Source organism: Thioclava sp. DLFJ4-1, from assembly GCF_002020145.1.
Taxonomy (GTDB): domain Bacteria; phylum Pseudomonadota; class Alphaproteobacteria; order Rhodobacterales; family Rhodobacteraceae; genus Thioclava; species Thioclava sediminum.
The window spans coordinates 87,199-102,641 of sequence record NZ_MPZT01000001.1 but is presented as its reverse complement, the minus strand read 5'-3'; the positions used below and the strand labels follow the sequence as shown (position 1 = coordinate 102,641).

Here is a 15,443-nt window from a genome sequence, read left to right as displayed (position 1 = left end):
TGTCGCATTTGCGGAGTACCGCGCACGCCCGTCGGGTGTCGCGTCTTCCCCGGCAATCATAGTGATAGTCCGGGCACCGAGGCGCGGATTGCAAGGGGGGGGACGTCACAAAGCCAAAGCGGCGGGCAACAGCCTCCAGGCGGAGAGCGTCAGACCGACGCTCTCCTAACCAGATCGGACCGAATGCCCACTCAGACGCGCAACGCGTCGGCGGGGTGTTCGACAGAGGGGTCGGTCTCCTCGGGCTCGGGATCGGCGGTTCGGATGCCGAAATCCTCCAGCACGGCGAGGATCGCCGGGGTCACGAAGAGCGACAGCACCGTGGCCGCGCTCAGACCGAAGGCGAGGCTCGCCACGATCGGGCGCAGGAATTGCGCCTGCGTCGAGGTCTCCAGCAAAAGCGGGCCAAGCCCGACCACCGTCGTCAGCGAGGTCAGGAAGATCGCGCGGAAGCGGTCGCGCACGGCCTCCTTCCCGGCCTCGAGCATCGGGGTTCCGGTCGCACGTCTCTCGCCGATGAACGCGTCGAGCAGGATCGCGTCGTTCACCACCACGCCCGCCAGCGTCGCCAGCCCCACGAGGCTCGGCAGCGAGAGCGGAAGGCCAAGCAGCACATGCCCCCACATCACGCCGATCAGGCTGAGCGGGATCGTCGCGATCACCGCGATGGGGCGGATGAAGCTGCCCATGTAGAAGGCCAGCAACAGATAGACCCCGATTGCCCCCGCCGTCATGAAACGCACGAGCGACGCCCCGGTGGTCGCGGTGTCCTGTTCTTCGCCCAGAACCTGCACCTTCACGTCGGGCCGCTTTTGCGCCAGTTCGGGCAGGTAATCGGCCCGCATCGCCGCCATCAGCTCGCGCGAATTGGCCCGCGTCGGGTCGATCGTGCCCTGCACCGAGACCGCGCGTTGCCCGTTCACATGGGTGATCGTGGTGTAGCCGCGTGTCTCGCTGACCGTCGCCACGGCCGAGAGCGGCACCAGCGCGCCGTTCTTGCCGGGCACCCGCAGCGCGAGAACATCGCCGATAGCGCGCCGCTCGGAGGGCGCGAGCCGGGCCACGATATCGACCTGACCGCGCGCATCGGCGAAGCTGACGGCGCTGTCGCCACGGAAGGCCGCGCGTAGCTCACCCGCCAGCGCAGCAGGCGTCACGCCCAGCAGGTTCGCCACCGCCGGTTTCATCCGCACCACCAGCTCGGGCTTGCCCGGCTGCAGATCGAAGGTCACATCGCGCACCCCGTCGAAGCCGCGGAAGAAGCGGCGCAGCTCGCGCGCGGTGGTTGCCAGTTCGCCAAGATCCGGGCCGGTGACGAGCAGATCGATCGGCTTGCCTCCCGCACCGCGCTCCTTGTCGGTGATCCGGAAGGCGGCCATGTCGGGCATCTTGCCGACCAGCTGCTTCCAGCGGTCGAGCACCGTGCCGACATCGGTGGTGCGCGTCCCGGCAGGCAGCAGCGAGGCGCTCACCGTGGCCATGTTCGGCCCCGTGGTCGGGCTGTCGGCATTGCTGCCATAGGTGATGGTGTAGCTTCTGACGAGGGGCTGGCCGTCCGGCTGAGCGGGGCTCAGCTCGGCATCCATCTCCTTGAGCGCCTTGACGACCTTGCTCACCCGCGCCTCGGTCAGCGAGAGCGGCGCGCCCGCGGGCAGCAGAAGCCGCGCCTCGACCGTGTCGCTCTCCAGCGTCGGGAAGCTCTGGTATTTCAGGAAGCCCCCGGTGAAGGGCGCCACGGAAAGCGAAACGAGCAAGATCGCAAGCCCAAGCGTCAGATAGCGCCAGCGAAGAGCGACCCCGGCAAGCGGGACGATGACACGGTCGCGCAGCCGCTCGAAGACGCCGTTGACCGCGCGTTGCACGGGGCCGGGGCGCATGTCGTGTTTCAGCGAGTGGCGCATATGGGCGGGCAGGATCAGGAAGGCTTCGATCAGGCTGACCGTCAGCGTGATCAGCAGCACGATCGGGATGTATTTCAGCAGCGCGCCGATATTGCCGGTCAGGAAGCTGAGCGGCCCGATCACCATCGCGGTCGTCAGGAAAGACGCCAGAACGCCGGGAAAGACCTGCATCGTGCCTTTGACGGCGGCGACGCGGGCGGGCTCTCCCGTTTGTCGCCTGCGCACGATGTTTTCCGAGATCACGATGGCATCGTCCATCAACAGCCCGGTGGCGACCAACAGCGCCACCATCGTCATCATGTTGATCGTGTAGCCGAGGAACTGCATCGCGAAGATCGCGCCGAGAAAGCTGATCGGCAGGCCCATCGCGACCCAGAAGGACATGCGCAGCCCGAAGAACAGCCACATCGCGACGAGCACGAGGATCAGACCCTGCAAGCCGTTGACCCCGATGATGCGCAGGCGTTCGACGATATTGCGCGTGGAATCCGCCGAGATGGCGAGCTGGATATTGCCCGGCGCCTCGGCCTGCGCCTGTGCCATCTCGCGATCGAGTGCGGCCCGCACCCGCAGCGCATCCTGCGAGGCGGTCTTCTGGACCGAGACGATGGCGGCGCGCTTGCCGTCGAAATAGGTGGCCTGCGAGGGATCGGCGAAGCCTTCGCGGATCGTCGCGACATCGCCCAAGCGCACCTCGCCGCCCGCGGCACTGCCCGCAATCGGGATCTGCGTCAACTCGGCAGGCGTGCGCCTCTCGCCGAGGAAGCGGATCGCCACCTCGCCCGAGCGCCCTTCGAGCGAGCCCGCGGGCATGTCGAGGCTGTAGCGCGCCAGCGTCGCACCCACGGAGCCCATGTCGAGCCCGAAGCGCTCCAGCGCGGCGCGGTCGAATTCGATCGCGATCTCGCGGTCGGAAAAGCCGTTCACCGAGACCAGCGAGATTGCCGGATCGGCACGCAGCTGATCGGCGAAGCTCTGGGCATAGGCGTAGAGCACCGCCGGATCGTCCGGCCCGGTCACCGCAACCGACGAGACCGAGGCGGTGCGCTCGACGATCTGAACCACCGGATCGTCGGCCTTGTCGGGGAACGAATTGATTCCGTCCACCGCATCCTTGATGTCGTTGTAGAAGCGCGTCATGTCCGCGCCCTCGATCATCTCGGCGGTGATCTGGGCGCTGTTGTCGCGCGCGAGGCAGGTCAGTTTCGCAAGGTTCTCGACCCGCGTTAGGACCGGATCGGTCACGGTGCAGATGCCGGTCTCGACCTCCGAAGGCGCGGCGCCGGGATAGGTGATACGGACCGAGACATCCGAGGGCGGGGTCGCGGGGAAGGTGTCGCGCTGCAAGCTTGGCAGCGCCATCAGCCCGAGGCCCGCAATCGCAATCATCGCGATATTGGCCGCCGTGCGGTGACCAGCGAATAGCGCGATCATTGCGCATCTCCCGCGGGCTTGGCGGCGTCGCCTTCGGGCGCGGCCCCCTTGCCGCCACCTCCGCCGCCACCGCCACCGCTGCCCGGTTGCGGGCTGGTGGCCGTCTGGCCGAGCGCCTCGGCGGCAATCTCGGCCTTGCGCGCCTCATCCTCGGTCGCTTTCACCGTCATGCCCGGCACGGCGATCGAAGGATCGGTGACGACCAGCTTGTCGCCCGCCTTGAGGCCCTGCGCGATCACCGCCAGATCGCCCGAGACGAAGCTGGTCTTCACCGCGCGCTTCTCCAGCGTGCCATCTTCCGACACCACCATCGCACTCCCGCCCGCGACCGCCTCGGCGGGCACGACGAGCAGGCTCTGCTTCGGCGCGGCGAGTTCCACCGCCACCACCATGTTGCGCCGCAGGGGCGGGCGCTCGCCCGCCTGCGCCTGACCCAGCGGATCGTCGACGCGCACCACGACGGGCGCGCTTTGCGTGGTCTCGTCGATCGCTTCGCCCATCCGCTCGACCCGGGCCTTCCAGACAATGGGATGCTCGGGTTCGGGCAGGGTGACGCGCGCCTTTAGATCGGTGACCTTGGTGCCATCGCCCGCGAGCCGGAGCAGGGGCCCCATCCGCCCGATCGGGAATTGCGCCGAGATATCGACGGCCGCCACGCCTTCGCCGCTCAGCAGAACCTGACCGCGATTGACGTATTGGCCCAGATCCGCGTCGAGCGAATTGACCCGCAGCTCGAAAGGCGCCGTGATCGTCGAAAACCCGATGGACCGGTCGATCGTCGCCGCCTGCGTATCGAGCACCTCGCGTTCGGCCTCGTTCAGCTTCAGCTGGCTTTCGAGATCGGTCACCTTGGTCTGCGCGGTCAGCTGCTGGCGGCGCGCCGCGTCGAGCTGGGGCTGGGTGATCCGGCCCAGATCGTGCAGCGTCTTCTGGCGGTCGAGCTCGTCCTGGGCCAGCGCAAGGTCGGAGCGCGCCAGTTCGAGGCTCGTGCGCACCGTCTCATCCTTGACCTTGGAGGCCGCGACCTGCGCCTCGAGACTGGCGCGCTGCAGCTTCAGATCGCTGTCGTCGATGGTGAAAAGCGGCGTGTCCTTCGCCACGATATCGCCCGGTGCGAGCGGCTTGGCGATGTCGCGGATTTCCCCCTCGATCCGGGCAACGGCGCGCCATTCGCGCACCGGCGCGACCGTGCCATAGCCGGTGACGCGCGGGATCATCTCGATGGGCGCGAGCGTGATCACCCGCACCAGCGCGGCGGGGCGGTTCGCCTCGCTCGGGCTGGGCAGAGATTTCAGATCGCCCGCAAAAACGATCGCCGCCACACCAAGTGCGCTCGGCACCGCCACCATCGCGAGCCGTGCGAGGCCCGTACCAATTCCAACCATGACGTCCCTCTTCGCGCATGTCTTTTGACTACTTATGCAAACCTTGGCGCGTCGGGCTAGCGCAAATGTGACGCACCCCCTGAAAGGCCCCGTGGCCGGGCCGGGGCGTCGCATGCGGCTGGTGGGTCGGGGGAGGCTTGGCGGGCGCGGGTCGGGCCCTACCTCAGGCAGGATCACGTCTCGAGACACGCACAGACATCAGTCAGGGAGCCAGACCAGCCATGAAATATTCTCTCATCGTGGCCGCTGCGGTCTTCGGGGGCGCGCTCGCCTCCGCCGCGCAGGCCGATATCACCGTCTCCTCCAAGATCGACACCGAAGGCGGTCTCTTGGGCAACATCATCGCGCTATCGCTGGAAAATGCCGGGATGCCGGTGGAACGGCGGCTGCAACTGGGCGGCACGCAGGTCGTGCGCAAGGCGATCCTCGCGGGCCAGATCGACATCTACCCCGAATATACCGGCAACGCGGCCTATTTCTTCAACGAGGCCGATAGCGACATCTGGAAGGATGCCGCCAAGGCCCATGACCGCGCCGCCGAACTGGACAAGCAGAACGATATCACCTGGCTCGACTCCGCGCCGGCCAACAACACCTGGGCGATTGCCGTAACGGGCGCGCTGGCCAAGGAAAACGACCTCACCACCATGTCCGATTTCGGCAAATGGGTGTCGAATGGCGGCGATGTGAAGCTCGCAGCCTCGACCGAGTTCGTCTCGTCCCCCGCCGTGCTGCCCGCGATGCAGACGGCCTACGGGTTCAAGCTGAGCCCCGATCAGACCGTGGTGCTCTCGGGTGGTGACACGGCGGCGACCATTCAGGCGGCGGCGCGCGGCACGTCCGGCGTGAACGCGGCGATGGCCTATGGCACCGATGGCGGAGTCGGCGCGGCGGGGCTCGTCGTGATGGAAGACGACAAGGGCGTGCAGCCGGTCTACGAGCCCACCCCGATCGTGCGCGACGCGGTGCTGAAGGACTATCCGAAGATCCCCGAGGTGCTGAACCCGATCTTCGACAAGCTCGACATGCAGACGCTGCAAAAGCTCAACGGTCGTATTCAGGTCGGCGGTGAGCCCGCCGAGGCGGTCGCGAAGGACTACCTGACGCAGATCGGAGTGCTGAACTGACTGCGGCGGCGCGCAAACGGGCGGGCACAGGCTCCGCGATCGCGGGGCTGTCGCCGCCCGGCGTGCTGTTCGCGGTGCTGGGTCTGGCCGCGATCTTCGCGCCCTTCATGACCTTGGCGGCGAACCGGATCGTCGCCGGTGAGGGCAAGGCGCTCTGGACCTTAGCCGCGCCGCAGATCACGGGGCCGGGGATCGCGCTGATGCTGCTGGGGCTTGCCTTGGGGCTGCCCGCCGCGCGGCCGTATCTGCGCATCGCGGGGGCTGCGCTTGGCCTTGCGGGGCTGGTCTGGCTACTGGTTCTCGGCGCGTCTTCCCTGCTTGCAGAGGCGGGAGAGTATGCCCGCGTCTCTCCGGCGGCGGGCTTCTGGTTCCTGCTGGTGGTCTTCGCGCTGATGATGGCCGATGCGCTGAGCGCGCTGTCGCCGGGGCCTGCAGCGCGGGCGGGGCTGTTGGTTCTGGTGCTCGCGCTGGTGGCGGCCCTGCTGTGGTCGGGCGCGCTGAGCAATCTGTCGATCGCGCAGGAATTCGCGAGCCGCAAGAATGCGTTCTACACCGCGAGCCTGCGCCATCTGGGTCTCGCCTTCGGCTCGCTTCTGGCGGCGGCGGTGATCGGCCTGCCGCTGGGCGTGCTCTCCCACCGCAACGCCGGGCTGCGCCGCGCGCTCCTGCCGGTGCTGAGCTTCCTTCAAACGATCCCCTCACTCGCGATGTTCGGGATCATGATCCCGGTGCTGAGCTGGCTGAGCGGCGTCATCCCCGGCGCCCGCGCGATCGGCATCGCCGGGATCGGCTTCGCGCCGGCCTTCCTTGCGCTCACCCTCTATTCGCTGCTGCCGGTGGTCGCCAACGTGCTGGCGGGTCTGCGTACCGCGCCTGCTGCCACGCTCGAGGCCGCGCGCGGAATGGGCATGACATGGCGCCAGCGCCTGACCCGGGTGGAACTGCCGCTGGGCCTGCCGGTCGTGCTGTCGGGGCTGCGCATCGTGCTCGTGCAGAATATCGGGCTGGCGGTGATCGCCGGGCTGATCGGCGGCGGCGGGTACGGCACATTCGTGTTTCAGGGGCTGAACCAGACGGCGGGTGACCTGATCTTGCTGGGCGCATTGCCCACTGTCGCGCTGGCGCTGGTTTCGGCCATCGCGATGGACGTCCTCGTCGAACTGACGACCCCCCGAACGGAGCGTGAAGAATGATCGAAATCGACGAGATCACGAAGCTCTATGAGGGCACGGCAGCGGTCGACCACGTGTCGATGACGGTCGAGACCGGCACGATCACGGTGATCGTGGGCACCTCCGGCTCGGGCAAGACCACGCTTCTGCGGATGATCAACCGGCTGATCGAGCCCAGTTCCGGCGAGGTGCGGATCAACGGCGAGGCCACAAGCGCGCTGGCCAAGCACGAGCTGCGCCGCCGGATCGGCTATGTCATTCAGGGCGACGGGCTGTTTCCGCATTACACGATCGCGGGCAATATCGGCGCGGTGCCCAAGCTGCTCGGCTGGACCAAGGACAAGACGCGCGCCCGCGTCGACGAGCTGCTGGACCTGTTCTCGATGGAGCCCGCGCAGTTTCGCGACCGCTACCCGGCGGAGCTGTCGGGCGGCCAGCAACAGCGCGTCGGCGTGGCCCGGGCCTTGGCGTCGCGGCCCGATCTGCTGCTGATGGACGAGCCCTTCGGCGCGCTCGACCCGATCATTCGGGCCCGGGCGCAAGCCGATCTGCGCCATATCCAGCGGCAGCTCGGTTCGACCATCGTGCTCGTGACGCATGACATGGAAGAGGCGATCCATCTGGGCGACCGGGTGGCGGTGATGGATGGCGGAAAGCTGCTGCAACATGGCACGCCCGCCGAGATCATCGCCGCGCCCGCCACCGATTTCGTCGCTCAGATGGTGGGCGGGGTCGATCGTCCGCTGCGGCTTTTGTCGCTGATCCCGGTGTCGGAGGCGTTGGAAGACGGCACTGCTGACGGTGAACCGATTGCGCCCGACACCAGCCTGCGCGATGCGCTGTCGCTGTGTCTCTGGCGCGGCGTCGAGGCGCTGCCGGTGGCCGACGGGGACACCCCGCTTGGCCGGGTCACGCTGGCAACGATCCGCGCCCGCGCGGCGGAGCTGGCATGAGCCGTAGCGGCATGATCCGGGCCGCCTGCGTGGCGCTTTTGCTGGCGCTGGTCCTGCGCCCACATTGGTTCACGCCGGTCTTCGCGCCTTTCGCTCCGGCGGGCGGCCCGGTGATCTACGAGCGCGCCTCGATCCTGTCGCTTTCGCTGAGCCATCTGGGGCTCGTGGCGCTGGCCTCGGGGCTGGCGACGCTGGTCGCGGTGGGCCTTGCCATCCTCGTGACCCGGCCGGCGGGGGCGGCCTTCCTGCCGCTGTCGCGCACGATTACCAATATCGGGCAGACCTTCCCGCCCGTCGCGGTGCTGGCGCTGGCGGTGCCCGCGCTCGGTTTCGGGGCCGGGCCGACGCTGGTGGCGCTGTTCCTCTACGGGTTGCTGCCGATCTTCGAGACGGCCATCGCGGGGCTTTCGACCCTGCCGCCCGCCACGATGGAGGCCGCCCGCGGCATCGGCCTGACTCGATGGCAACGTCTGATCCGGGTGGAATTGCCGCTGGCCTTGCCGGTGATCCTGACGGGCATACGGCTGTCGGTAGTGATCGCCATCGGCACGGCGACGGTCGGCTCCACCGTGGCCGCGCGCACTTTGGGCGAGGTGATCATCGCGGGGCTTCTGACGAGCAACACCGCCTTCGTCCTGCAAGGCGGCGTGATCGTGGGGCTGTTCGCGGTGCTCGTCTATGACGCGCTGAGCCTGTTGGAGACCGCTCTGACGCGGCGCTTGGGCAGGCAGTCCGCTGGGGCGGAAGCGTAGCGCGATGCCGGGGCAGAGCGCGCCTTTTCGCAACATCGGGGAGGCGCGCAACCCTATGTCGGATGACAGTGTTTCGCTGCGCCCGCATGCCGTGGAACAGGCTTTCCACCGCGCGACACGGTGCTGGAATTCGTTCCGCTCCCGCCATGCGAGAGGGAATAAAAGACTAATTTTATCATATGTTTGCCTGCCGCATCGACTTCGCCTTGCCGCATTACTAGGTAAGGCGCCTGTTATTCCGACCCGCCACAGGGCGGCGTCTTCGACCTATCGGAGGTATCTCGCATGAAACCCATTCGCACCCTCATCGCCATCGCAGCCCTTGCCGGGATCGTGGCGCCCGCAGCCCAGGCCGCGAGCCTCGCCGACATCCAGAAAGACGGCGTCTTCCGCGTCGGCACCGAAGGCACCTATCCGCCCTTCACCTACCACGACGAGTCCGGCAAGCTGACCGGCTTCGACGTCGCCATCGCCCGCGCAATTGGCGAGAAGTTGGGCGTGAAGGTGAAGTTCCTCGAAGGCCGCTGGGACGGTCTGATCGCTGGCCTCGACGCCGACCGCTACGACGCGGTGATCAACGAGGTGGGCATCACCGATGCGCGCAAGAAGAAATACGATTTCTCCCAGCCTTATATCGCGTCGAAAGCGGCGCTGATCGTGCGCGAAGGCGAGACCGACATCACCAGCTTCGACGATCTGAAAGGCAAGACCGCAGCGCAGACCCTGTCGAGCAATTTCGGCAAGATCGCTTCCGATCACGGCGCCGAACTGATCGGAACCAATGGGTTCGATCAGTCGATCGCGCTCGTCTTGCAGAACCGCGCGGATGCGACGGTGAATGACAGCCTGTCCTTCCTCGATTTCAAGAAGCACAAGCCGGATTCCCCGGTGAAACTGGCCGCGACGCAGCCGGACGCGAACTATTCCGGCGTGATCATCGCCAAGGAGCAGCCCGAGCTGCTCGCTGCGATCAACAAGGCGCTCGACGAGATGAAGGCGGACGGCACGTATCAGAAGATCTCGCAGGAATATTTCGGCGAGGACGTCTCGAAGTAAGGCGCATGTAGAGCCGCGCGCGCCTCGGGGTTCGGCCCGGAGGCGCGCGTGAGGCTCTCGGAAAGGATCCGCTATGGCTGACTGGTTGCCCCTGATGTGGGCGTCGCTCGTGCCGCTTTTGCAGGCGACGGTGACCTTCACGATCCCGCTGACGCTTATTACCTTCACGCTGGGCCTTGCGCTCGGGCTGCTCTGCGCGGTGATCCGTCTCTTCGGTCCGCGCGCGCTGGTGTGGATCGTGCGGTTCTATGTCTGGGTGATCCGGGGGACGCCGCTTCTGGTGCAGCTGTTCCTGATCTTCTACGGGCTGCCGAGCCTCGGGATCACGCTCGATGCTTTCGTGGCGGGGCTGATCGGCTTCACGCTGAATGTCGGCGCCTACACGTCCGAGATCCTGCGCGCGGCGCTGTCTTCGGTCTCCAAAGGCCAGTGGGAAGCGTCCTATTCCATCGGCATGAACTGGCGGCAGACGATGACCCGCACCATCGTGCCGCAGGCCTCGCGGGTCGCGGTGCCGCCGCTGTCGAACAGCTTCATCTCGCTGGTGAAGGATACGTCGCTCGCCGCCGCGATCACCGTGCCGGAACTGTTTCAAGCGGCGCAACGGATCGTGGCGACCACCTATGAACCTCTCGTCCTCTATGTCGAGGCGGCGCTGATCTATCTCGCGCTCTGCTCTGTCCTGTCGGCGCTGCAGGGGCGGCTCGAACGGCGCCTCGGCCAATATGGCGGCTTTCTGGAGGAACGCACATGATCGAGCTGTCCAACATCACCAAGCGGTTCGGCGAGAACGAGGTCCTATCGGGGATTTCGCTGTCTCTGCCTGAGGGCTCCGTGACCGCGCTGATCGGCCCCTCGGGCGGCGGCAAGAGCACGCTCTTGCGCACGATCAACCTGCTGGAGGTGCCCACGAGCGGCACGCTCGCCATCGGCGACGCCTCGGTGACGCTGAGCGAAGGCGGCAAGCTTTCGCGCGCCCAGATCCAGAGCATCCGCCAGCAGACCGGCATGGTGTTCCAGAATTTCCAGCTCTTCCCGCATCGCACCGCGATCGAGAACGTAATGGAAAGCCTTGTGACCGTGCAGAACTGGCCTGCCGCGAAGGCACGCGAGCGGGCGATGTCGCTGCTCGAAAAGGTCGGCATGGCGCATAAGGCCGATGCTTGGCCCGCGACGCTTTCGGGCGGTCAGCAGCAGCGGATCGCGATTGCGCGCGCGCTGGCGCCGTCGCCCAAGGTGCTGCTCTGCGACGAGCCGACCTCGGCGCTCGACCCGGAACTGGCCGCTGAAGTCGTGGACGTTCTCGCGCAGCTTGCCCGAGAAGGCACGACGATGGTGATGGCGACGCATGACCTGCGGCTGGCTTCGCAAATCGCCGAGCGTGTGGTGGTTCTGGAAAGCGGCGGTGTGGTCGAGACCGGCCCGGCGCGGCAGGTCTTCGATGCGCCCGAGCGCGAGCGCACCAAGCGGTTCATCGCCACGCTGAAATCGAGCGGCGAGACCGCGCCCTCTGATACCGACCCGCGCCCCGTCTGAGGCGCGGGCGGCGGCGGGTTCAGAACGCCCAGTCTTCGTCCTCGGTCGCGACCGCCTTGCCGATCACATAGCTCGACCCCGAGCCCGAGAAGAAGTCGTGGTTCTCGTCCGATCCGGGCGAGAGCGCGGCGAGGATCGCCGGGTTCACGCGGGTGGCCTCGTCAGGGAACAGCGCCTCGTAGCCGAGGTTCTGCAGCGCCTTGTTGGCGTTGTAATGCAGGAAATGCTTCACATCCTCGGTCAGCCCCAGACCATCGTAGAGCTGCTCGGTATAGCGGCCCTCGATGTCATATAGGTCGAACATCAGCGAGAAGGCGAAATCCTTGATCTCGGCGCGCTCGGCCTCGGTCACGCGCTCCAGCGCGCGCTGGAACTTGTAGCCGATGTAATAGCCGTGGATCGCCTCGTCGCGGATGATCAGGCGGATCAGGTCGGCGGTGTTGGTCAGGCGCGCGCGGCTCGACCAGTGCATCGGCAGGTAAAAGCCCGAATAGAACAGGAAGCTCTCGAGGAAGACGCTCGCCACCTTGCGCTTCAGCGGGCTCGCGGTCGCGTCGTACTCATCGAGGATCAGCCGCGACTTCGCCTGCAGATGCGGGTTCTCCTGCGACCAGCGGAAGGCCTCGTCGACTTCTGCGGTGTTGCACAGTGTCGAGAAGACAGAGGAATAGCTGCGCGCGTGCACCGCCTCCATGAAGGCGATGTTGGACAGCACGGCTTCCTCGTGAGGCGTCGCGGCATCGGCCATCAGCGCGGGCGCGCCGACCGTGTTCTGGATCGTGTCCAGCAGCGTCAGCCCGGTGAAAACCCGGATCGTCAGGGTCTGTTCGTCCTCGGTCAGCTGTGACCAGCTTTGAATGTCATTCGACAGCGGCACCTTCTCGGGCAACCAGAAATTCGACGTGAGACGGTTCCAGACCTCCAGATCCTTGTCGTCCTGAAGGCGGTTCCAGTTGACGGCACGGGGGACGGGGCGCGGAACGGGGCGGGGCGTGTGCAGATCTTTCATGGCGGGCCTCACAGGGAACAGGATACGCAGCCCTGCACCTCGGTCCCCTCGAGGGCCGCTTGGCGCAGGCGGATGTAGTAGATGGTCTTGATGCCGCGCCGCCATGCGTAGATCTGGGCGCGGTTGATGTCGCGGGTCGTGGCTTCGGCGGGGAAGAACAGCGTCAGCGAGAGACCCTGATCGACATGCTCGGTCGCGGCGGCATAGGTGTCGATGATCGCTTCGGGGCCGATCTGATAGGCGTCGCGGTAGAACTCCAGATTGTCGTTCGTCATGTAGGGCGCGGGGTAATAAACCCGGCCGATCTTGCCTTCCTTGCGGATCTCGATTTTCGCGGTGATCGGGTGGATCGAGGCGGTGGCGTTGTTGATATAGCTGATCGACCCGGTGGGCGGCACGGCCTGCAGGTTGCGGTTCCACAGGCCGGTTTCCATCACGCGCTCGCGCAGGGCGGCCCAGTCGTCGCGCGAGGGCAGGGTGATCCCGAAGCGGTCGAACAGGGCCACGACGGTCTCACTCTCAGGCAGCCAGTCGCGGGTCACGTATGTCTCGAAGAGGCTGCCATCGGCATAGGCCGAGGCCTCGAACCCCTTGAAGCTGCGGCCATGTTCGGTCGCGAGCCGGTTCGACTCCGCCAGCGCGTGATAGGCCACGGCGGCGAAATAGACGGAGGTGAACTCGATCCCCTCGGGGCTGCCATACTGGATGCGCTCGCGGGCGAGGAAGCCGTGCAGGTTCATCTGGCCCAACCCGATCGCGTGGCTTTCCTCATTGCCCTTGCGGATCGAGGGGACGGCGTTGATCGCGCTCATCTCCGACACCGCCGAGAGCGCCCGGATCGCGGCCCCGACGCTCGCGCCGAGATCGCCGCCATCCATCACCTTCGCGATGTTGAGCGAGCCCAGATTGCACGAGATATCGGTGCCCATCTGCGCATAGCCCAGATCCTCATCGAATTCCGAAGGCTCGGCCACCTGCAGAATCTCCGAACACAGGTTCGACATGGTGATGCGCCCCGCGATCGGGTTGGCGCGGTTCACCGTGTCCTCGAACATGATATAGGGATAGCCGCTTTCGAACTGGATTTCGGCCAGCGTCTGGAAGAAGGCACGGGCGTTGATCTTGCGTTTGCGGATGCGCGCGTCGTCGACCATCTCGTGATATTTCTCGGTCACGGAAATCTCCGAGAAGGCGCAGCCATAGACCCGCTCCACGTCATGGGGCGAGAAGAGATACATCTCCTCGTTCTTCTTCGCGAGTTCGAAGGTGATATCGGGGATCACCACGCCGAGGCTCAGCGTCTTGATGCGGATTTTCTCATCCGCATTCTCGCGCTTGGTGTCGAGGAAGCGCAGGATATCGGGGTGATGCGCGTGCAGATAGACTGCGCCCGCGCCCTGACGCGCGCCAAGCTGGTTGGCATAGCTGAAACTGTCTTCGAGCAGCTTCATCACCGGGATCACGCCGGAGGACTGGTTCTCGATCCCTTTGATCGGCGCGCCATATTCGCGGATATTGGTCAGCATCAGGGCCACGCCACCGCCGCGTTTCGACAGTTGCAGCGCCGAGTTGATGCCGCGCCCGATGCTTTCCATGTTGTCTTCCAGTCGCAGCAGGAAACACGACACGAATTCGCCCCGCGCCTTTTTGCCCGCATTGAGGAAGGTCGGCGTCGCGGGCTGGAAACGGCCCGCCAGCATCTCCTCCATCAGCCGCATCGCCAGCGCCTCGTCGCCACGCGCGAGCGTCAGCGCCACCATCACCACCCGGTCCTCGTAGCGTTCGAGATAGCGCTGCCCGTCGCGGGTCTTCAACGTGTAGGAGGTGTAGTATTTGAACGCGCCGAGGAAGGTCGGAAAACGGAACTTGGCGGCAAAAGCCGCGTCCCAGATCGCGCGCTGGAAGTTGCGCGAATACTGATCGAGCACGGCGGCGTCGTAATAGCCTTCCTCCACCAGATAGCCGAGCTTTTCGTCCAGCGAATGGAAAAACACCGTGTTCTGGTTCACATGGCGCAGGAAATATTGCCGCGCCGCCATCCGGTCGGCATCGAAGCGGATATTGCCCTCCGCGTCATAGAGATTGAGCATCGCGTTGAGCGCGTGGTGATCAAGCCCCGCGAATTCCGAGGCCATGGCCCCGCTCGGTTTCACGTCGCTATCGAGCATTCCTGCCTCCAGAAGGTTTCGAGACCCGCGCGCACGCGGTCGATGTCACTGTCCGTGCCGGCCAGCTCGAAGCGGTAAAGCACGGGGATATTGCATTTGCGCGCCAGCAGATCGCCCGCGCAGGCGAAGAGCGCGCCGAAATTGCGATTGCCGCTGGCGATGACGCCGCGCAGACCGGCGCGGCGGGCGGGATCGTTGAGGAAGGCGATGACCGGTTTCGCGACCGCGCCGCGCCCCTTCCCGTCGGCATAGCTCGGGCAGATCAGGACATAGGGGCCGGGCGGGGTCGGCATCGGCCCCTCGGCCGAGACGGGCAGGCGCAGCGCGGGCAGGCCCAGCCGCTCCACGAAGCGCTGCGTGTTTCCCGAAGCCGAGGAGTAATAGACCAGTCGTGCCTGTTCCATGTCGGCTTGGCCTCAGGCCAGCCGGTTGATCATGTCGGGGCGAAAGCCTGCCCAGTGATCCTCGTTCGCGATCACGACCGGGGCCTGACGGTAGCCGAGGTCCTGCACCATCTCCATCGCGGCGGCGTCCTCGGTGAGGTCGATCACGTTGTAATCGATCCCTTTGGCATCGAGCGCGCGGGTCGTTGCGGTGCATTGCACGCAGGCCGGTTTCGAGTAGACGGTGATGGTCATGGTTCCTGTCCCTTTGTTTGCTGTCGGCAGCGCGGGACAAGGCTCGTGGGCAGGGCGCAAAGCACACTGCCACGCGCCCGGGCCCTCCGCCGCGGTCGTCGTCTATCTGCTTTGGCAGGTCTCCTGGCTCGCGGCTCGAGCGCCTCTCGGTCCGTCTTCCCGGTGCATCGCACCAGTGACATTCGGACCTAAGGCTCGCCGCTTACAGTTGCGGGGGCAGCGCCGGAATCTCACCGGCTTCCCTCTTCGCCTGCGGAGTGACTCGCAGGAACCAAAGCAACATCATATTGGGCGGTAGGGTGGATGGGTGTC

13 protein-coding genes and 1 riboswitch are annotated in these 15,443 nt (G+C 66.1%); of the genes, 7 read left to right on the top strand and 6 right to left on the bottom strand.

Going from position 1 to position 15,443, the window contains the following annotated elements:
• Positions 1-191 precede the first annotated feature (191 nt).
• Entirely contained in the window at positions 192-3,335 is a 3,144-nt protein-coding gene (locus tag BMI85_RS00475; protein ID WP_078599134.1) for an efflux RND transporter permease subunit, read from the bottom strand.
• On the bottom strand, positions 3,332-4,720 hold the full coding sequence (locus tag BMI85_RS00470) for an efflux RND transporter periplasmic adaptor subunit (RefSeq protein ID WP_168174713.1): 1,389 nt from the start codon (positions 4,718-4,720) through the stop codon (positions 3,332-3,334). Before BMI85_RS00470 ends, BMI85_RS00475 begins: the two co-directional genes overlap by 4 nt.
• Positions 4,721-4,941: 221 nt before the next feature.
• Between BMI85_RS00470 and BMI85_RS00465 the strand changes: the two genes are divergently transcribed.
• The 7 genes from BMI85_RS00465 to BMI85_RS00435 all read left to right on the top strand — a co-directional run bounded on the left by BMI85_RS00465 (position 4,942) and on the right by BMI85_RS00435 (position 11,316).
• On the top strand, positions 4,942-5,847 hold the full coding sequence (locus BMI85_RS00465) for an ABC transporter substrate-binding protein (RefSeq protein WP_078599132.1): 906 nt from the start codon (positions 4,942-4,944) through the stop codon (positions 5,845-5,847).
• Positions 5,848-5,909: 62 nt separating this feature from the next.
• Positions 5,910-7,040 (top strand): ABC transporter permease, encoded by a 1,131-nt coding sequence (locus BMI85_RS00460; RefSeq protein ID WP_246832458.1) that lies wholly within the window; start codon positions 5,910-5,912, stop codon positions 7,038-7,040.
• Positions 7,037-7,972 (top strand): ABC transporter ATP-binding protein, encoded by a 936-nt coding sequence (locus tag BMI85_RS00455; protein ID WP_078599131.1) that lies wholly within the window; start codon positions 7,037-7,039, stop codon positions 7,970-7,972. Before BMI85_RS00460 ends, BMI85_RS00455 begins: the two co-directional genes overlap by 4 nt.
• Entirely contained in the window at positions 7,969-8,724 is a 756-nt protein-coding gene (locus tag BMI85_RS00450) for an ABC transporter permease (RefSeq protein WP_078599130.1), read from the top strand. Before BMI85_RS00455 ends, BMI85_RS00450 begins: the two co-directional genes overlap by 4 nt.
• A gap of 285 nt (positions 8,725-9,009) precedes the next feature.
• Positions 9,010-9,780 carry an amino acid ABC transporter substrate-binding protein gene (locus BMI85_RS00445; protein WP_078599129.1) on the top strand — a complete coding sequence of 257 codons (771 nt, stop codon included), beginning with the start codon at positions 9,010-9,012 and terminating at the stop codon, positions 9,778-9,780.
• Between the two features lie 73 nt (positions 9,781-9,853).
• Positions 9,854-10,534, top strand: a complete 681-nt coding sequence (locus tag BMI85_RS00440; protein WP_078599128.1) for an amino acid ABC transporter permease — start codon at positions 9,854-9,856, stop codon at positions 10,532-10,534.
• Entirely contained in the window at positions 10,531-11,316 is a 786-nt protein-coding gene (locus BMI85_RS00435; RefSeq protein ID WP_078599127.1) for an amino acid ABC transporter ATP-binding protein, read from the top strand. The genes BMI85_RS00440 and BMI85_RS00435 overlap by 4 nt, the downstream gene beginning before the upstream one ends.
• A gap of 19 nt (positions 11,317-11,335) precedes the next feature.
• On the opposite strand, the gene nrdF is transcribed toward BMI85_RS00435, so the two are convergent.
• Genes nrdF through nrdH form a run of 4 tightly spaced genes read right to left on the bottom strand, consistent with a single transcriptional unit; the run spans position 11,336 to position 15,131 of the window.
• Entirely contained in the window at positions 11,336-12,325 is a 990-nt protein-coding gene (gene nrdF / locus BMI85_RS00430; RefSeq protein WP_078599126.1) for a class 1b ribonucleoside-diphosphate reductase subunit beta, read from the bottom strand.
• An 8-nt stretch (positions 12,326-12,333) separates the two neighbouring features.
• Entirely contained in the window at positions 12,334-14,493 is a 2,160-nt protein-coding gene (gene nrdE / locus BMI85_RS00425; RefSeq protein ID WP_078599125.1) for a class 1b ribonucleoside-diphosphate reductase subunit alpha, read from the bottom strand.
• On the bottom strand, positions 14,475-14,897 hold the full coding sequence (nrdI, locus tag BMI85_RS00420; RefSeq protein ID WP_078599820.1) for a class Ib ribonucleoside-diphosphate reductase assembly flavoprotein NrdI: 423 nt from the start codon (positions 14,895-14,897) through the stop codon (positions 14,475-14,477). The genes nrdE and nrdI overlap by 19 nt, the downstream gene beginning before the upstream one ends.
• Positions 14,898-14,909: 12 nt before the next feature.
• The gene (gene nrdH / locus BMI85_RS00415) at positions 14,910-15,131 is read right to left on the bottom strand and encodes a glutaredoxin-like protein NrdH (protein WP_078519183.1); all 222 of its coding nucleotides are present in this window, start codon (positions 15,129-15,131) and stop codon (positions 14,910-14,912) included.
• Between the two features lie 95 nt (positions 15,132-15,226).
• Positions 15,227-15,422, bottom strand: a riboswitch (cobalamin riboswitch).
• Positions 15,423-15,443: the final 21 nt, after the last annotated feature.